The 19,266-nt window shown below is 31.5% G+C and carries 17 protein-coding genes; 7 read left to right on the forward strand and 10 right to left on the reverse strand.

The window, feature by feature from the left end; translation table 11 throughout:
* Positions 1 to 61 precede the first annotated feature (61 nt).
* The 7 genes from BUB70_RS04880 to BUB70_RS04910 all read right to left on the reverse strand — a co-directional run bounded on the left by BUB70_RS04880 (position 62) and on the right by BUB70_RS04910 (position 4,402).
* Positions 62 to 751 (reverse strand): HAD family hydrolase, encoded by a 690-nt coding sequence (locus BUB70_RS04880; RefSeq protein ID WP_073118924.1) that lies wholly within the window; start codon positions 749 to 751, stop codon positions 62 to 64.
* The gene (gene kdsB / locus BUB70_RS04885; protein ID WP_073118926.1) at positions 744 to 1,478 is read right to left on the reverse strand and encodes a 3-deoxy-manno-octulosonate cytidylyltransferase; all 735 of its coding nucleotides are present in this window, start codon (positions 1,476 to 1,478) and stop codon (positions 744 to 746) included. Before kdsB ends, BUB70_RS04880 begins: the two co-directional genes overlap by 8 nt.
* 9 nt (positions 1,479 to 1,487) lie before the next feature.
* Positions 1,488 to 1,898: a 6-pyruvoyl trahydropterin synthase family protein gene (locus BUB70_RS04890; protein WP_073118927.1), complete on the reverse strand. Its 411-nt coding sequence runs from the start codon at positions 1,896 to 1,898 to the stop codon at positions 1,488 to 1,490.
* Between the two features lie 2 nt (positions 1,899 to 1,900).
* Positions 1,901 to 2,104, reverse strand: a complete 204-nt coding sequence (locus tag BUB70_RS04895) for a hypothetical protein (protein WP_073118929.1) — start codon at positions 2,102 to 2,104, stop codon at positions 1,901 to 1,903.
* Positions 2,104 to 2,616 (reverse strand): isopentenyl-diphosphate Delta-isomerase, encoded by a 513-nt coding sequence (idi, locus tag BUB70_RS04900; RefSeq protein ID WP_073118931.1) that lies wholly within the window; start codon positions 2,614 to 2,616, stop codon positions 2,104 to 2,106. The genes BUB70_RS04895 and idi overlap by 1 nt, the downstream gene beginning before the upstream one ends.
* A gap of 4 nt (positions 2,617 to 2,620) precedes the next feature.
* Complete coding sequence (gene bcp / locus BUB70_RS04905; protein ID WP_073118932.1) at positions 2,621 to 3,073, reverse strand: thioredoxin-dependent thiol peroxidase; 453 nt, start codon at positions 3,071 to 3,073, stop codon at positions 2,621 to 2,623.
* A gap of 99 nt (positions 3,074 to 3,172) precedes the next feature.
* Positions 3,173 to 4,402 carry an MFS transporter gene (locus BUB70_RS04910; RefSeq protein ID WP_073118934.1) on the reverse strand — a complete coding sequence of 410 codons (1,230 nt, stop codon included), beginning with the start codon at positions 4,400 to 4,402 and terminating at the stop codon, positions 3,173 to 3,175.
* Positions 4,403 to 4,540: 138 nt separating this feature from the next.
* Between BUB70_RS04910 and BUB70_RS04915 the strand changes: the two genes are divergently transcribed.
* Complete coding sequence (locus BUB70_RS04915; RefSeq protein WP_073118935.1) at positions 4,541 to 5,203, forward strand: endonuclease III domain-containing protein; 663 nt, start codon at positions 4,541 to 4,543, stop codon at positions 5,201 to 5,203.
* 218 nt (positions 5,204 to 5,421) lie between these two features.
* Here BUB70_RS04915 and BUB70_RS04920 read toward each other — a convergent pair whose 3' ends face one another.
* Positions 5,422 to 6,009 (reverse strand): RNA polymerase sigma factor, encoded by a 588-nt coding sequence (locus tag BUB70_RS04920; protein WP_073118937.1) that lies wholly within the window; start codon positions 6,007 to 6,009, stop codon positions 5,422 to 5,424.
* Positions 6,010 to 6,199: 190 nt separating this feature from the next.
* Between BUB70_RS04920 and uvrA the strand changes: the two genes are divergently transcribed.
* From uvrA to BUB70_RS04940, 4 genes are all read left to right on the forward strand, one after another.
* Positions 6,200 to 8,989, forward strand: a complete 2,790-nt coding sequence (uvrA, locus tag BUB70_RS04925) for an excinuclease ABC subunit UvrA (RefSeq protein WP_073118938.1) — start codon at positions 6,200 to 6,202, stop codon at positions 8,987 to 8,989.
* Between the two features lies 1 nt (position 8,990).
* Positions 8,991 to 9,359 (forward strand): hypothetical protein, encoded by a 369-nt coding sequence (locus tag BUB70_RS04930; protein ID WP_073118939.1) that lies wholly within the window; start codon positions 8,991 to 8,993, stop codon positions 9,357 to 9,359.
* 77 nt (positions 9,360 to 9,436) lie between these two features.
* On the forward strand, positions 9,437 to 10,000 hold the full coding sequence (locus tag BUB70_RS04935) for a VIT1/CCC1 transporter family protein (RefSeq protein WP_073118941.1): 564 nt from the start codon (positions 9,437 to 9,439) through the stop codon (positions 9,998 to 10,000).
* A 129-nt stretch (positions 10,001 to 10,129) separates the two neighbouring features.
* On the forward strand, positions 10,130 to 12,109 hold the full coding sequence (locus BUB70_RS04940; RefSeq protein ID WP_084730184.1) for a transglutaminase domain-containing protein: 1,980 nt from the start codon (positions 10,130 to 10,132) through the stop codon (positions 12,107 to 12,109).
* 54 nt (positions 12,110 to 12,163) lie between these two features.
* On the opposite strand, the gene lon is transcribed toward BUB70_RS04940, so the two are convergent.
* A complete protein-coding gene (gene lon, locus BUB70_RS04945) occupies positions 12,164 to 14,614 on the reverse strand; it encodes an endopeptidase La (RefSeq protein ID WP_073118944.1) in 2,451 nt (816 codons plus the stop codon).
* A 186-nt stretch (positions 14,615 to 14,800) separates the two neighbouring features.
* Here lon and BUB70_RS04950 point away from each other — a divergent pair, with 186 nt between their 5' ends.
* Positions 14,801 to 15,931 carry a cysteine desulfurase family protein gene (locus BUB70_RS04950; RefSeq protein WP_073118945.1) on the forward strand — a complete coding sequence of 377 codons (1,131 nt, stop codon included), beginning with the start codon at positions 14,801 to 14,803 and terminating at the stop codon, positions 15,929 to 15,931.
* Between the two features lie 120 nt (positions 15,932 to 16,051).
* Here the strand turns inward: BUB70_RS04950 and BUB70_RS04955 are convergent, their stop codons facing one another.
* A complete protein-coding gene (locus BUB70_RS04955) occupies positions 16,052 to 17,911 on the reverse strand; it encodes a B12-binding domain-containing radical SAM protein (RefSeq protein ID WP_073118947.1) in 1,860 nt (619 codons plus the stop codon).
* Between the two features lie 122 nt (positions 17,912 to 18,033).
* Here BUB70_RS04955 and BUB70_RS04960 point away from each other — a divergent pair, with 122 nt between their 5' ends.
* The gene (locus BUB70_RS04960; RefSeq protein WP_073118949.1) at positions 18,034 to 19,242 is read left to right on the forward strand and encodes a tyrosine-type recombinase/integrase; all 1,209 of its coding nucleotides are present in this window, start codon (positions 18,034 to 18,036) and stop codon (positions 19,240 to 19,242) included.
* The last annotated feature ends 24 nt before the right edge of the window (positions 19,243 to 19,266 follow it).

A 19,266-nucleotide genomic window follows, 5' to 3' on the forward strand; every position in this document is an offset into this window, starting at 1 on the left:
TTTATTTCCAGTAAAATTGCAAAAATCAGTGTTAATACTGAGCAAACATTATTAGATACCTTTAAAGAATATCTAATAACTTTTTAACGGAACTTAGCGTTTTATATTGTTGATCTTCTAACCTATTTTGATCAACAATTTCAAATTGCCAAATGCTATGGAAAGGGATATGAATGGCTTCTGCTCCAATGTTTAATACGGGCAGAACATCTGATTTTAAAGAATTTCCAATCATTAAAAAATCTTTTGGAGCAATGTCTAAATGTTTTAAAATTCGCTGATATCCTTCTGGATTTTTTTCACTCATCACTTCTACATGATGAAAGTATTTTAGTAAACCAGAACGTTCTAATTTTTTTTCTTGATCTAACAAATCTCCTTTGGTCAAAACGATTAAAGTATATTTTTTTGATAATACTTTTAAAACCTCTTCAATACCTGGTAACAACTCAATAGGTTTAGAAAGCATTTCCTTTCCAATATTTAAAATTTGTTGTGTAATCTTTGCGGGAAGTTGATTGTTAGAAAGTTCAGTAGCACATTGAATCATAGACAAAATACAACTTTTTACTCCGTAACCATATAAAGGAATGTTACCTGTAATGACTTTATAGAGTTCTTGCTGAATTTTATTTTCAGTTTCATAAATAGACAACAACTTGGCGAATTTATCTTCAGCTTCTCTAAAATAAGGTTCATTTACCCAAAGTGTATCATCGGCATCAAAAGCAATAACTTTGTATTTAGGCATGTTGTAATATATGAATTGCTTTTTGTAAATCTTCAGGAGTATCAATCCCAATTACTTTAAAAGGCGTTTCTACCATTTTCATTTTCATACCATGTTCTAAAAAACGAATTCCTTCTAGCTTTTCAGTCGCTTCATTCTGACACATTTTCATTTTAGGAAAATTTAACAAAGCTTGTCTTCTAAAAGCATATATTCCTATGTGCTTGTAATATTTTACGTCTACTTCTTTGTCTCTAGGATGTGGAATTGGAGCTCTAGAAAAGTACATCACACAATTGTTATTGTCTAACACTACTTTTACATTATTAGGATTTACAATTTCATGCCAGTCTTCCATAGTGTGTACTAAAGAGGCGACAGAAATTTCTTCTTTAGTATCGTTTTTAAAAACCTCTATTAAGTCTTGTAGAGGTTCTATTCTAGTAAAAGGTTCATCGCCTTGAACATTGATGATAATATCTCCAGGAACCATCTCAGCCGCTTCAGAAATTCTATCAGAACCACATTCGTGTTCTTTAAGACTCATAATGACATTTCCTCCATTGCTTTCAATTTCAGATTTAATTTCCTCGCTGTCTGTTACGACGTACACCACATCAAAAAGTCCTGTTCCTACAGTAGCTTCATAAGTACGGGTAATTACAGTCTTACCACATAAATCTCTTAATAATTTTTTAGGGAATCTGGTCGCTTGTAAACGAGCAGGAATCATAGCAATTACTTTCATAACAATGAATTATTTTCCTGAATAAGTTACGTAATTTCTTGGAGTTTCATATAAAGTTATGGCTAACTTTAAGTGATTTGGAATGTGAATTCTTAGTTTATTCCATATATAAATGGAAATGTTTTCGGCTGTTGGATTGGTTGTTTTAAACTCAGCAATTTCTAAGTTTAAGTTTTTATGATCCAAAACATCTTCTACTTCAGTTTTAATTAATCTTTTTAAGACTTTTAAGTCCATTACAAAACCTGTTTCGGGATCAATGGCTCCAGTTACAGAAACCACCAACTCATAATTATGTCCATGATAATTAGGATTGCTACATTTACCAAAAACTTCAAAGTTTTTAGCGTCATCCCAATCAGCTCTAAACAAACGATGCGCTGCGTTAAAATAAGCTACTCTATGTACCGTAATTTCCATAATTAATTAGCTTTTTTATTTGTAAACAAGTTCCCTATTAACACATAACCTGCTAAAAAGTATAACAGAAAGTTCAATCCAATGGTATTAGCATTAAACTTTACCAATTCCCAAAAATCTTGATGGTATTGAATTAAAACACTCACTAAACTTGCTGCCAAAGCAAAGATGACTCCAATGATGATTTTTCTCTTAACCCTTTCCATTATTGACTAATAAACTCGTAAAACTTTTCAAAAATAATGATAAACCAAGCAGTATAAATTTCTGGATTTTTTTGCATATCTGCTTTTACATCTTCTAATTTCATCCATTTGTATGCTTCCGCTTCATCAGGATTTAAATTAGGCTCTTCATTATATATTCCTGTTAATACATGATCAAACTCATGCTCTGTTAAGCCATTGTCAAAAGGAGCTTTGTATATAAAAGAACAAACATCTTTTAAATCAGTCGTAAAACCCATTTCTTCTTGCAACCTACGTTTACCTGCTTCTATATTGGTTTCTCCTACTTTTTGATGACTACAACAAGTATTGGTCCACAACAAAGGTGAGTGATATTTGTCTTTGGCACGTTGTTGCAACATTAATTCTCCTGCATCATTAAAAACAAAAACGGAAAATGCTCTGTGTAACAAAGCTTTTTCATGCGCTTCTATTTTTTCCATTATTCCAATTTGTTCGTCTTGTTCGTTTACAAGAATCACTTGATCCATATATTTATTTTAAAATTTGAGCTGTGTGCTCTTTGGTTTTTACTTTGGCTATCACTTCTTCTATAATACCATTTTCATCAATAATAAAGGTAGTTCTGTGAATACCATCATATTCTTTTCCCATAAACTTTTTAGGTCCCCAAACACCAAAAGCTTCAATCACTTTTTTGTCTTCATCGGCTAATAAAGAAAAGGGTAATTCTTGTTTGTTGGCAAAATTTGCTTGTCTTTTTACAGAATCTGCACTTACTCCAACGACCTCATAATTCTGAGCTAAAAAAGTTTGATAATTGTCTCTTAAATTACAAGCTTCAACAGTACAGCCTGGAGTACTTGCTTTTGGATAAAAGAAAACCACTAGTTTTTTTCCTGCAAAATCACTTAATTTCACAGTCTTTTCATGTTGATCTATTGCCTCAAAATTGGGAGCTTTATCTCCTACTTTTAACATCTCCATAATACATTGATTTTTTTAATCGAAGAACAAATATAAAGAAAGCAGTTAGGATGACTAAATAGAACTCAAGAAAGTTGTTATTTAGACGATTCCTAAATCTTAAGGTTGAAAAGTATTTTTCCCATATTTTCTAATTCCTATAAAAGCAAAAACCAAAGCAGCCATGGGTAATAAAATCATATAACGGTATAAATGATTTCCGATAGTTGAGTATATAATAGCTGAAATAACAGGAAAACAAGCCATAGAAAAAGAGTTAATCGCCTCACTAATTCCCATAATTTCTCCTTGCTTTTTTGGATTGGCATTTACAGATATTAATGAATTAAACACAGGAAAACAAAGTGATAATCCTAAATTTAAGACATAATAAAATAGAATAAACAACCACAAGTTTTTTGTTAATGTAATCGCAATTAATCCTAATACACAACAACAAAGTCCTAGAATTAAGGTTTTAAAAGCTCCTAGTTTACTAATAAAAAACTTAGATACAAATGCTTGGTTTAAAGACAAAAAGAGCCCAATAACAAACATAAATAATCCTAATTCTTTAACATCAAAATCAAACAAATCAATTAAAAACAAAGCCATCGTTCCAATGTAGAAGCCCATCATTGCAGAGAAGAAAAACTTCATAGTAAACAGTACTTTAATAAGAGGTGATGGATCTACTCTTTTAATTCTTAAGGGAATAATTAATATTTCCCAAATATTTGTTTTCTTTTTAGCAACTCTTTTTTCTACAGGATGTGTTTCTTTTAGCCATTTAAAAATGGTGATTAAAGTTACTACAGAAATAAAAATTGAGGTAAATAAAGTTCCTAAATATCCTATAGAAGTTGATGCGGTAATCCCTCCTAAACCTGGACCGATAATCATTCCAATTCCAGCAATACCACCCAAATAACCAAAAATATACTCTTTCTCTTTAGTTGTTGTTAAATCACTTACATAAGCATTGGTAACAGAAGTATTCCCACCAGTAATTCCATCTAAAATTCTAGACAATGCAATAATCCATAAAGGAAGAGCAAATCCAAAAACAGGATATTCTGGTAAGGCAATGGCAATCACAAAAATAATCCAACTTAATAATGTTCCTGTCTGACTAATTAGTAAAATAGGTTTTCTACCTTTTTCATCAGACATAGAACCCAGCCAAGGTGCTCCAATAAACTGGAAAGCACTATACAAGGTTATTAACAAACCAAACACCCATTTTGGAGCTCCATAACTATTTACCACAAAAGGTAAAATAGGCATTAATAGGCTAAATCCTAATACGTTTACAAAGGTTAGTAAATAAGCAGGAATAAATTTTTTCATGAAGTAAAAATAGCATTTAGAACATTACAATTTAGAGATTGTTTTCTCTATTTTTTGTTAAATGATTTATTTAAAGAAATCACAAACCTCTGTCGTATTTCTTAATAAATAATTACTTTTGATTTGAAACTTATTCCTATGCTAAAACAAGAAAAAGTACAATTTGTACTAGATACTTTAGAAAAATTATACCCAGAAACGCCTATTCCACTAGATCATAAAGATCCTTATACTTTATTAATTGCTGTATTGATGTCTGCACAAAGTACTGATGCTAGAGTAAACACCATTACTCCTTTGTTATTTAAAAAAGCAGACAATCCTTATGACATGATAAAATTAACGGTAGATGAAATTAGAGAAATTATAAAACCTGTAGGCTTATCTCCAATGAAATCTAAAGGAATTCATGGACTGTCGCATATTTTAATAGACAAACACAACGGAGAAGTTCCAGCCAATTTTAAAGATTTAGAAGCATTGCCTGCTGTGGGTCACAAAACAGCAAGTGTGGTTATGAGTCAAGCTTTTAACATTCCTGCTTTTGCTGTAGATACCCACATTCATAGACTAATGTATCGTTGGGGATTAAGCAACGGAAAAAGTGTTGAGCAAACAGAAAAAGATGCCAAACGTTTGTTTCCAGAACATACTTGGAACAAATTACATTTGCAAATTATTTATTACGGAAGAGAGTATTCCCCAGCTCGTGGTTGGGATTTAGACAAAGATATCATCACCAAAACCATTGGTAGAAAATCCGTGATTGAGGAATATTACAAAAAGAAAAAAATAAAATAAGGTTTGACATTAATTTTTGTCAAACCTTATTTCTTTTAACATGTTTCCTTTCACTATGCTTAGGGATTTAGAAAAACTTAATAAAAAAGAAACTGTTTCTTTTCGGGGCTTTAAAGTTGAAGTATTCATTTTTTTGTCTAATGACGAATCTGAGTAGTTTTTTATCATATATCTATCGTTTAATACCTTATTAACGTTAGATATATCAAAATATTTTATCAGTTAAATTTTATTACTTCTTTTTCGGCTAATATTTTTCTTAAATTAATCAAAGCATAACGCATCCTACCCAAAGCGGTATTAATACTTACATTGGTATGCTCTGCAATTTCTTTAAAACTTAAATCCATAAAAATTCTCATTCTTAAAACTTCTTGTTGATCTTCAGGTAAAAAATCAACCAGTTCTGCTACATTTTTAAGGGTTTGCTCCAATTCAATTTTATCTTCAGCATTTAAATCTTCTGCTTCAATAAAGTCCAAAACATCATAATTTTCTGTAGCATATTTAGTCTTCTTACGTTTTTTATCACGGTAAAAATCCATAGTTAAGTTATGGGCAATACGCAAAGCCCAAGGTAAAAACTTTCCTTCTTCGTTATACTTTCCTCTTTTTAAAGTGTGAATTATTTTGATAAATGTGTCTTGAAAAAGATCATCAGACAAATCTCTATCAAAAGTTTTAGAATATATATAACCGAAAATCTTTTCTTCATGTCGCGCTATCAGCTCAGACAAACATTTTTCATCACCTTTAATGTATAAGGAAACCAATGTAGCATCTGACTGCTTAGAATTTAATTCCATTTGTAATTACTTTTTAGTTCGAGTAATTTTAAGGTATAGGCGATCTGGTTTTAATGATTATATATAGTTCGTAAATATACAATAAACATACCAAAATTTAATTATTATAATTAGTACTATTATAAATGATGGTTTACCTTATAATTGTTACAAAACAATTATTTTTACGTTCTCAACACAAGCATTATTCATGAGTAAAGTACTTGAAAATTTATCTCCAAAAGAATTCATTATTATCAAAGGTGCAGGATTGCACAATTTAAAAGATATTGATGTTGTTATTCCAAGAAACAAGTTGGTGGTCATTACAGGATTGTCCGGATCTGGAAAATCTAGTTTGGCTTTTGATACTTTGTACGCCGAAGGACAACGCAGGTATGTAGAAAGTTTATCGTCTTATGCTCGTCAGTTTTTAGGTAAACTTAATAAACCTAAGGTAGATTATATCAAAGGAATTGCTCCTGCCATTGCCATTGAACAAAAGGTAAATTCTTCTAACCCACGTTCAACTGTTGGAACCACTACGGAGATTTATGATTATTTAAAATTATTATATGCCCGAATTGGGAAAACCATCTCTCCTGTTTCTGGAAACGAAGTCAAAAAAGAAACAGTCTCTGATGTTATTAATCATTTAAAAAGTCTAGAAGAACGCACCAAATTATTGTTACTAGCTCCTTATGATTTAGGAAATAGAGATGCTGACAAAGCCTTACAAATTTTGGTACAACAAGGATATGCAAGAATTAAAGTTGATGAAGAAACGTATAGAATTGAAGAAGTAAATCCTAAGGATATTACCGCCAAAACGGTGTTGAATTTGGTGATTGATAGAATTGTAGTTAAAGATGATGAAGATTATTACAATAGATTGGCAGATTCTATTCAAACCGCTTTTTACGAAGGAAAAGGAATTTGTACGTTAGAAAATTTAGACAATAAATCCACCAGAGAGTTTAGCAATAAGTTTGAGTTGGATGGCATGACTTTTTACGAGCCTAACACTCATTTTTTTAGCTTTAACAATCCTTACGGAGCTTGTCCTACTTGTGAAGGTTACGGAAATGTAATTGGTGTAGATGAAGAATTAGTGATTCCAAATACTTCATTATCTATTTACGAAGATTGTATTGCTCCTTGGAAAGGGGAAAGTGGTGCTGACATGAAAAATCAGTTAATCAATCATGCTTATGAATATGACATTCCTGTACACAAACCATGGTTTGAATTAACCGATGCTCAGAAAGAATTGGTTTGGAACGGAACCAAATCCTTTGAAGGAATAAACGACTTTTTTAAATATTTAGAAGCTAAAAGTTATAAAATTCAGTTCCGAGTGATGTTGTCTCGCTACAGAGGTAAAACAAAATGCACCACTTGTAAAGGAACCAGATTAAGACCAGAAACCAAAAATGTTTTTGTTGGTAAAAAAAACATCAACGAACTAATTAACCTTCCCATTGATGAGTTAACGGTATTTATGAAAGTATTAAATCTTGATAAATACGATGCCGTCATTGGGAAAAGATTACTCACCGAAATAAACAACAGGTTACAGTTTTTAGACAATGTTGGTTTGGGATATTTAACCTTAAACAGAGCTTCTAACACTTTGTCTGGGGGAGAAAGTCAGCGAATCAACTTGGCCACTTCTTTAGGAAGTAGCTTGGTAGGATCTATGTATATTTTGGATGAACCTAGTATTGGTTTACATCCAAAAGATAGCTTAAAATTAATTGAAGTTTTAAAAAAATTACGTGATTTAGGAAATACCGTCATTGTGGTAGAACACGATGAAGATATTATGAAACAGGCCGATTATATTATTGATATTGGACCTGATGCAGGAGTGTTTGGAGGAGAATTGGTTGCTGAAGGAACTTACGATGAAATCTTAAAAGCGAACACGCATACTGCAAATTATTTAAATGGTTGTGACAAAATTGAAGTTCCCAAAAAGAGAAGAACTACCAAAAATAAAATTGAAATTATTGGTGCTAGAGAAAACAATTTAAAAAACATTAATGTTAGTATTCCTTTAAATTGTTTGTCTGTCATTACCGGAGTTTCAGGAAGTGGAAAAAGTACTTTGGTAAAAGATATTGTATATCCTACTTTACAGAAACACATTTTTGGACAAGGAAACAAAATTGGTGAAGTCACTCAAGTCAAAGGAGATTTAGATGCGATTAAAAACGTAGAATTCATTGATCAAAATCCTATTGGAAAATCTTCTCGTTCTAATCCAGTGACCTACATCAAAGCATATGATGATATTCGTTCTTTGTTTGCCAACGAAAACTTGGCTAAAATGAGAAACTATCAACCAAAACATTTTTCTTTCAACGTAGATGGCGGTCGATGTGAAACTTGTAAAGGAGAAGGAGAAGTTACTATAGAAATGCAATTCATGGCCGATGTACATTTGCCATGTGAAACTTGTAATGGTAAACGTTTTCAAAAAGAGGTTTTAGAGGTCAAATTCAACGATAAAAACATTGATGATATTTTAAACTTATCTATTGATGAAGCCGTTGAATTCTTTGGAAAAACAAAACAAAGTAAAATCAGTAAAAAACTACAACCTTTACAAGATGTTGGTTTAGGATATGTAGCTTTAGGACAGTCCTCTTCTACCCTTTCTGGTGGAGAAGCACAACGTATTAAACTGGCTTCTTTCTTAGTAAAAGGAAGTAGACAAGAACCTACACTTTTTATTTTTGATGAACCTACCACAGGATTACATTTTCACGATATTAAAAAGTTGTTAAAATCTATGAATGCCTTAATAGACAACGGACATTCTTTAATTGTAATTGAACACAACGTTGACTTTATTAAATGTGCCGATTATATTATTGATATAGGGAAAGAAGGTGGTAAAAAAGGTGGAAATGTATTGTTTATGGGAACCCCTGAAGATTTGATTCAAAATAAAGAATCTTATACAGGAGCGTTCTTAAAAGAAAAGTTGAATTAAGATGGAGAATAAAAAATCAATAAGACCCAATATTCCATCAGCAAAAGTGGATAAAAACATGTCGGCTGAAGAACAATTTCAGAATGCAGTATTACGTCCTATCATAAAAATGCAGCATAATTTAATTATTGCTTTGTTTGATAACTATTTACAACATTCAGATTTCAACCTACAAAACTTAGAAGTTCATCAAAAAAATGAGTTTTTAAAATCAGCAGTCACTAGAAATCAACATTTAAGAAATCAGTATATTGGGATGGTTATAGGAATGTTTACTAATGAAGAATTTACACTGTATTTAAACAATGCTTCTGAATATAGTAGGCGAATTATTCAAATGATTTCTAAAAGACTTCAAGATACTTATTAAATCATTGTACTACACAATTTTTATCGTTTCTAAACGCTCAAAGTCATAACTTTAAGTAAGTTAACTATCTTACTATTATGGCATCATCGACTTCTCATATCTATCAAAAAATTGAAAAATACCTTGGTGAATTTGTGTATGGAGGAATCGATGGTTGTGTAACAACTTTTGCGGTGGTTGCAGGTTCTGTGGGAGCCAATTTAGACAGTTCTATCATTATTATTTTGGGGTTTGCTAATTTACTTGCCGATGGTTTTGCCATGTCTGTAGGTGCTTATTTATCTGCCAAAACAGAAAAAGATAATGGATTGAAATATGCTAGCAAACAGGAAGATATTGATCAATTAGAAAGAAATTTCAATCCTTTAGGAAAGTCTATTGTTACTTATATTTCTTTTTTATTAATAGGAATATTCCCTCTTTTGGCCTATGTTTTTGATTATATTTCGCCTATAAAAGCCAATGTCTTTTTATACTCTTCTATCTGTACCGGAATTGGATTTGTAATTGTGGGCTCTTTAAAATCTTATATCAACCACATTGCCATCTGGAAGGGAGTTGCTGAGACCCTTTTATTAGGAATTTTAGCAGCTATTGTTTCTTATTATGTAGGAGGTTTTATTGAAGGCGTAATTTCATAAAACGTTTTTTACTTTTTTTACAAATAATCGTTATGTTTACAAAAAACAATTGCTTGTGATATTTAAATTTTAAAACATTCTTAAATAGTCATATACAACTACATTAAAAAGAAAAAGTAAACATCTAAAATGAAACACAAACTAATCTCTCCCTTAATTATAGGCTTACTAATTACTTCGCTAGTTCACTCACAAAAATTAAAAGTAAAATTCGGTGAATTTTCAAGAGACGAAATTAAAATGTCTCGTTACGAAAAAGATACCACAGCTAAAGCAGTGGTCTTATTTGATATTGGAAAAACAAGTTTTATAGATACTGATAAAGGCCTTGAAATAAAATTTACCAGACATAAAAGAATTAAAATATTTGACAAATCTGCATCTAATTATGCAGAAATTACCATCCCATATTATGTTGATGGTTATGGAAAAACAGAAATCATAAAAAACATAAAAGCCGTTACTTTTACAATAGAAAACAATAGATTGGTAGAGACAAAACTTGATCCTTCAAACATTTATGATGAACAAATTAATGAAAGATGGTATCAAAAAAAGTTTGTATTTCCTAATGTACAAGAAGGCTCTGTTTTTGAATATACCTACGAGTTAAAAACCCCGTTTTTTTTCAATATTCCCGATTGGACTTTTCAAGATAGGATTCCTACTATTTATAGTGAATATGAAGCTAGAATGGTTCCTTTTTATGATTATGTATTTATTGCTCAAGGAATTAAAAAATTTGATTATCAGAATTCAAAAATTAGCAATTCAGAAAGAACCTATGCTAGAGTAGAATTTAAAGATTACATCCACACATATGTATTAAAAGATGTTCCTGCCTTTAAAGATGAATCATACATTACATCTGTTAATGATTATATCATGAAAATGGACTTCCAAATGGCAAAGATTAAATATCCTACAGGAGGAACAAAAGATATTATGTCTACTTGGACTGGGCTAAACGAAGCATTGATCAAACATAAAAATTTTGGAAAATATCTTAAAAGCGCCTCTCGTTATGCTAAAAAAATTATTGAAGAAGAATTGAGTTTAAATGATTTGAATCCTACTGAAAAAGCACAAAAAATTATTGAATATGTTAAGAATAATTTTATTTGGAATGGATTTCATGGTAAATATGCTCGGAAATCAGTAAAAGAGTTTGTTAATAAACATGAAGGTAATGTCGCTGAAATCAATCTTTTTTTAATAGCCATGCTTAATGAAGCGGGCATTGAAGCAAAACCCATTATTTTAAGTACTCGCAGTCATGGTAAAATTCCTATTGAATATCCTTTTGATCATATAACAAATTATGTGATTGCTTTTGTAAATATCAGCCCAGCTTTTTTAACTGATGCCACTAAAGATCACTTGCCTTACAATATGCTTCCAGTTAAATGTTTAAATGAAAAAGGAATTATTGTAGATGAGGAAGAAGAAGTAAAATGGGTGAATCTAAGCAGTCAATTAGAATCTTTAGAAAGAATAAATATTCAGCATATTACTAATCCATCAACATTAAATACAGATGTAATAATTGCAATGCAAAGTACAAATTATGATGCTTATCAGAATAGAGATTTATTTGAGAACAACACTACAAAAATAAAAAATCATTATACCTCTAAAGTTGGAGAAATCAGTAATGTAAAAACCCTTAATTTTGATAATGAAAGGTATCCATATGCTATAAACTTTAAAGGATCTTATCAATCAGAACAAATAGTCAATAAAATAGTTATCAAACCTTTTTTAAATTTTCCTAAGAGAAAAAACAATTTAACTCAAGAAGAAAGGAGTTATCCTGTAGATTTTGAATATATTAAAGACAGACAATTTAGTGCTACCATTACCATCCCGAAAAACTATATAATTAATAATCTACCAGAGAATTATAAAGTAGACGATGAACTAGTTAGTATTAATTTAAGTTATACTAATAATGAAAATACAGTTTTTGTAGTAGGAAATTACAAATTTAAGAAAGCAGTTTATGTTCCTGAAGAATACACTAGAGTTAAGTCTTATTTAAACACCATAGTTAACAAATTTAACCAATATGTTGTTCTAGAAAAAACACAAGAGTTAACCTCTAAATAAAACTATATTTTAGTAAACAAAAAATCCCCTACATAGACTGTAGGGATTTTTTGTTTATAACTTTTTAGCATTTTGCACTTTCTGTTTGGTTAGTGCAATTTCTAACACTTCTTTCATTTCAGACACGTAGTGGAATTTTAATCCTTTTACATAAGATTCTTTAATTTCCTCTATGTCTTTTTTATTGGCTTCACACAAAATAATTTCTTTAATATTTGCTCTTTTAGCTGCCAATATTTTTTCTTTAATTCCACCCACAGGTAACACCTTACCTCTTAAAGTAATTTCTCCTGTCATGGCAATTTTAGATTTTACTTTACGCTGTGAAAAAGTCGATACTAAAGAGGTTAACATAGTAATTCCGGCACTTGGTCCATCTTTAGGCGTTGCTCCCTCTGGTACGTGAATATGTACTTTATATTCATCTAAAACCCTTTGCTTAATTCCTAAATTCTCAGCATTGGCTTTGATGTATTCCAAAGCAATAGTTGCTGATTCTTTCATCACCATTCCAAGATTTCCTGTAATAGACAATCCCTTTCCTTTTGATAAAATAGATTCTATAAATAAAATATCTCCTCCAACGCTTGTCCAAGCCAAACCTGTAACTACTCCAGCAACATCGTTGTTTTCGTATTTATCACGTTCCATTCTTGCAGGACCTAAAATAGTTTCTATTTTTTCATTAGTCAAAGTCACTTCGTATTCTTCATCCATGGCTACAGATTTGGCTGCATAACGAACCAACTTAGCAATCACTTTTTCTAGATTACGAACTCCTGATTCTCGTGTATAACCGGTAACCACAAACTCTAACTGAGATTTTCCGATTTTTAAATGCGCTGTTTTTAATCCGTGTTCTTTTAATTGTTTTGGCAACAAATGTCTCTTGGCAATTTCCATTTTTTCTTCAATGGTATATCCAGAAACATTAATCATTTCCATACGGTCTCTTAAAGCCCAAGGAATATCACCAATACTATTTGCTGTCGCAATAAACATGGCCTTAGACAAGTCGTATCCTATTTCTAAGAAATTATCATAAAAAGCTGAATTTTGTTCAGGGTCTAAAACTTCTAACATCGCAGAGGCAGGATCTCCTTGCATTCCTACCGCCATCTTATCAATTTCATCTAATACAAAAACAGGATTGCTTGTTCCCGCTTTTTTAAGATTCTGAATCAACCTACCTGGCATGGCTCCAATATAGGTTTTACGGTGTCCTCTAATTTCAGACTCATCACGCAAACCACCCAAAGCCATTCTTACGTATTTTCTACCCAAAGCTTCTGCAATAGATTTTCCTAAAGAAGTTTTTCCCACTCCTGGAGGTCCATACAAACAGATGATTGGAGATTTCACATCTCCTTTTAATTTTAAAACAGCAAGATGTTCTATAATACGTTCTTTCACTTTTTCTAATCCAAAGTGATCTCTATCTAAAACTTCTTGAGCTTCAATTAAATTAAACTTGTCTTTGGTATAAGTATCCCAAGGCAGCTCTAACATCAACTCTAAATAGTTGCGTTGAATAGAATATTCTGGCATTTGAGGATTCAAACGCTTCATTCTAGTCACCTCTTTTTCAAAAGTTTCTTTTACCTCTTTAGACCATTTTTTCTTCTTAGCTTTTTTTAGTAATTCTTGAACTTCGGCTTCATGAGAATTCCCTCCTAACTCTTCCTGAATGGTTTTTAATTGCTGATGTAAATAATACTCACGTTGTTGTTGGTCTAAATCAATTCTGGTTTTGTTCTGAATATCATTTCTCAACTCTAAACGTTGCAACTCAGTATTCAACTTTTTTAAGATAGCAATAGCTCTATCTTGCAAATTATTGATTTCTAACAACTCTTGTTTTTCTTCCACAGATAATTCTATGTTAGAAGAAATAAAGTTGATTAAAAATGAATTACTCTGAATATTTTTAATCGCAAAAGTTCCTTCTGATGGAATATTTGGATTTTCTTGAATTACGTTTAAAGCCGTTTCTTTAACTGTTTGAATGATCTCTTTAAACTCATCCGTATCCTGTACAAACATATCGTCAATCATTTCTGTGGTAGCAGCCTTAATAAAAGGTTCGTTTTGCACCACAGCATTTAATTTGATACGTTTTTTTCCTTGAATAATCACCGTTGTATTTCCATCAGGCATTTTTAAGACACGTAAAATTTGTGCTACTACTCCTGTGTGATATACATCATCAAAAGTTGGATTTTTACTTGAAGGATCTTTTTGAGCAACAATTCCTAAAATTTTATCGCCATTGTTTACTTCTTTAATCAACTGAATGGCTTTGTCTCTAGTTGCTGTAATTGGAATCACTACTCCCGGAAATAACACAGTGTTTCTTAAAGGTAAAATTGGCAAAGTATCAGGAACCAATTCTTTATTCATTTCCTCTTCATCTTCAGGAGTTAATAAAGGAATTAAATCTGAATCTTCATCAATCATATTGTGGAAAGACAATGTGTCTATTTTTATATTTTTATGTCTACTCATATTTCAAAAATGTCATTTTGACACTAGGTATGTGTTTGGTTGCTGATATGGGTCTGCAAAGGTACAGAAAATCAAGCATGTATTATTAATTACATAAGATAAGTCAATTTTAATGCCATACCTTTATAACTGACAAATTGTAAAATCCTATGGTATTTTAACCACAGATACTTTACTTTTGCGCTTATGAAACGAGTATATTTAGACAACGCAGCCACCACCCCTATGCTACCCGAAGTAGTTGAGGCCATGGTACAAACCATGAATGTTACTTTTGGAAACCCCTCTTCTACCCATGCTTTTGGACGTAGTGCTAAGGCGGTAATTGAAAATGCTCGTAAAAACATTGCCAAACTTTTACATTGTACCACTTCAGAAATAGTATTTACCTCTGGAGGTACGGAAGCCGATAATTTTATTTTAAAAAATGCAGTCCATCATTTAGGCGTGCAACATATTGTAACTTCTGCTTTGGAACATCATGCGGTGTTGCATACGGTTGATTTTCTTGCGACTAAAGGTGTTGAAATATCCTATGTGAATACTCATAAAAATGGAACTATTGATTATAATCATTTAGAAGAAATTTTGAGGAATAGCACTCAGAAAACCTTAATTTCTTTGATGCATGTAAATAATGAAATTGGAACTATTTTAGATTTGCCAAGAGTAATTGCTTTAAAAAAACAATACAATATCTTGTTTCATAGTGATACGGTACAATCTATAGGTCATTTTGAAATGGATTTAACCACTTTAGACATTGATTTTATTACTGCTGCTGCTCATAAATTTCACGGACCTAAAGGAATTGGTTTTGCTTTTTTTAGAAAAGGAACCGCCATTGCTCCCGAAATTTTAGGAGGAGAACAAGAACGTGGTGCTAGAGCCGGTACCGAAAATACAGCTGCCATTGTAGGTCTGGAAAAAGCTTTGTCTGTTTGTTTACAAAACTTAACTGAGGATGTAGCTTATTTAAAAGAATTGAAACAATATTTTATTTCAACATTCACTACCAAAATACCTACGGCAAAATTTAATGGAATTTCTGGGGAGCTAAACCAAAGTACTCACACAGTAATCAATATTCAGTTTGATAAAGATTTACCGATGTTGTTGTTTCAATTAGACATGAAAGGGGTTGCCGTTTCTGGCGGTTCTGCTTGTCAAAGTGGTAGCAATAAAGGCTCTCATGTATTGCAAAGTTTTTTAAACGATACCGAGCAACAAAATACCTCGGTACGTGTGTCTTTTTCTAAATTGACTACCAAAGAGGAAGTTGATTATTTTGTAGAGGAGATTGTGGGGTTGGTTTAAAATCTCTAATTCCTAACAATTTTCATTTCATAATAACTTTTATAGATTCTGCTTGAACGAAATAAGTAAATATTCCTAGCTATAGCACTTCAGTAAGAATTGTTTAAACATCTTTACAAATTACTCTTTCAAGAAATTCTCAATAAAGTTATTAGGATGTGTTTTTTTTGGCACTTTAAAATCAAAATAATCGGATAAAGGAATGTCAAATCTTTTGTGATTTAAATAGTTGTTTAAAGCGATGTTTAATCCTTGACTGTATAAATGATGCTCTGCTCCTGTTGGGTCTTCGTGATATAAATCATTCTCTGCAAAACCTTTAAATTTAGGTCCTGTAACTTTAATACCAAATTCATCGGGGTTTTTACCTACAGGACTATGGGCGGTACAGGCAAACTGATGCCAAAATCCGGATTGAATACAATTGTGCATAAACAACTGACGAACTACTTCTAAAGAATCTATGGTTTCTTGGGCAGTTTCTGTTGGGAATCCGTACATTAAATAGGCATGCACCATGATATTTTCCTCAGAAAAAGCTTTGGTAACTCTGGCTACTTGACCAATGTCTACTCCTTTTTTCATTTTAGCTAACAATCTATCTGATGCTACTTCTAAACCTCCTGTAACCGCTATACATCCTGATTTTGACAATAAGGCACACAACTCTTTAGAAAATGTTTTTTCAAAACGAATGTTTGTCCACCAAGTAATATACACTTTGCGTTCTAGCAATTTATTTGCAAGTGCTCGTAACATTTTTGGCGGAGCGGCTTCATCTACAAAATGAAAACCTGTAACGCCTGTTTCTGCTATAATTTTTTCAATTTTATTGACCAAATCATCAGCAGTGGTGTTTTCGTAATTTCCTATATAATCTAACGTAACATCACAAAAAGAGCATTGTTTCCAATAACATCCATGAGAAATGGTTAGTTTGTTCCAACGCCCATCGGACCACATACGGTGCATCGGATTCATTACATCTAAAAAAGACAAATATTTATGGTGTGGCAATCCTACATAACTTGGAGCCGGTAAGTTTTTATGATGAAAAATAGTATTGGGCAATTTGTTTGCATAAACCACTTTATCATTCTGTAAAAGATAGGTTCTTTCCAAACCTTCTACACCTATTTTTCCTGCAATATATTCTGTAATTCTAAGCAAAGGACTTTCCCCATCATCTAAAGAAATAAAATCAACATAGTTAAAAATTCTAGGATCGGACAAACGTCTTAACTCAGTATTTGGGTATCCCCCACCCATGGCCATTTGAATTTGTGGATATTCTTGTTTGATGAACTGAGCACATCGCAAAGCAGAAAATAAATTCCCTGGAAAAGGAACGGTAAAACAAATTAAATCATACTTATTTTCTTGCAAATGCTGATCTAAAATGTAAATCATTTCATCTTCTATCAACGTGGTTTCGTATTGTAAAAACTCATCAATGGTATCAAAACTAGAAGCGGCACGGGCAATACTTTCGGCATAACGTGTAAAAGAGAAAAACTCATCTACATTGGCATTGATAAAATCACCCAATTCCTCTACAAATAAAGTAGCTATATGCTTGGCTTTGTCTAAAATTCCTAACATTCCAAACTCGGTACTTAAATCTTTTTCAAGCTTGATACGTCTATGTCCGTGAGGTAAAAAATCTTTATGAATAATTTGATAAGCTGCTGTTACTTCTTGCACACGCAAGTAATTCATCACCATATCTACCTTATCAATATACTCCTGCTTTTGTTTCCAAACCAATGGAAAATCGTAGTTTTTAAGTAAATCAGCCTGTTTAAAAATAGCATCAATAAATTCACCTGTAAACACTGCCGTAAACAACTCAATACTTAAATCCATTTGAGTAGTTTTTATCCCTTTGTTATCTAAAAAACCTTTGATATAAGCGGTGGCAGGATAAGCAGTATTTAACTGAGTAAAGGGCGGTGTTATTAAAAGTGTATTGACTGGCATATGATTGTGATAATAATACAAAGATAGGTTTCTGGTATGAATGTTATGCGTTTTTACACAGTGTATATGATGAAAAGTGTTTTGTATATTTATAGGGATGTATTCTTTTGATTCTTTGCGCTATGAAAAAAAAAATTATTTTAAAACCTGATATTTATAAGAAAGTTAATATCATTCTTATTGAGTTTGAATATGATCCTGATTTGATTTATAAGTTAAAAACTTCGGGCTATCCAATTAAATGGAACAATCATTTTAACACATGGTTCCTTTTAAATGAGGGGTTTGATATCAATTCTTTTTATCAAGATTTTAAAAATATATCCTATATTGATTATAGTGCTTTACAAAAGGAAAAATCAAAAAAAGTTATTAGTGTTATAGCACCTCCTAAAGATCCAATTAAGTTAAGATTAAACCAAGAACAAAAAGAGCAACTGAATGCGTTTTATAAGTTTTTAAAAGGGAAAAGATTTAGTGAAAGTACTTTAAAAACATATACCAATTTGGTAGCTGAATTTGTGATTCATCTAAAAGAGATTCAGATTTTTAATTTACGAGATATTGAACTGTATATAGAATATGCGTTGGTTCCTGCCAATGCTTCTATAAGTACGCATAGGCAATTTATTAGTGCTATGAAACATTATATAACATTTACCCAAATGCCCATTGAGATTGATTTTAATGCTTTGGCTCCTAGAAAAAGTAAATTGTTGCCAAATGTATTATCAAAAGAAGAAGTGATTGAATTGATTAGGGTAACCAAAAACTTAAAACATAGAATTTGTATTGCTTTGATTTATTCATCGGGTTTAAGAATTGGCGAATTGATTCATTTAAGACTAAGAGATATTGATTTGCAAACACAACATTTAAAAATAGAATTAGCCAAGGGAAGAAAAGACAGATATGTGCCTATAGCCAATGTAATGATGCCTATGCTACATAATTATTTAACCACTTATGAACCTACAAAATATTTGATTGAAGGTATGGAAGAAGGGACTCCATATTCCCCAGAATCTATTAGAAAATTTTTAAGAAAAAATTGTAAGCTTGCCGGAATTACCAAACGCGTTACACCACATACTTTAAGACACAGTTATGCTACTCATTTATTAGAAAACGGTACAGATATTAGATATATTCAGGAACTTTTGGGTCATTCTAGGCCAGAGACGACGATGGTTTATACACATGTTAGAAGTCAGGATTTACAAAAAATAACCAATCCGCTAGATTTATTTGTAAAGCAAATAGAGATGCAACAAAAAAATAATACTATTTTTAACCAGAAACAAACACTAAAAGGTACGGATAACCCGTAACTGAATATTATTTTCAGTACTTTT

It is taken from the genome of Wenyingzhuangia marina (assembly GCF_900130035.1).
Lineage (GTDB): Bacteria > Bacteroidota > Bacteroidia > Flavobacteriales > Flavobacteriaceae > Wenyingzhuangia > Wenyingzhuangia marina.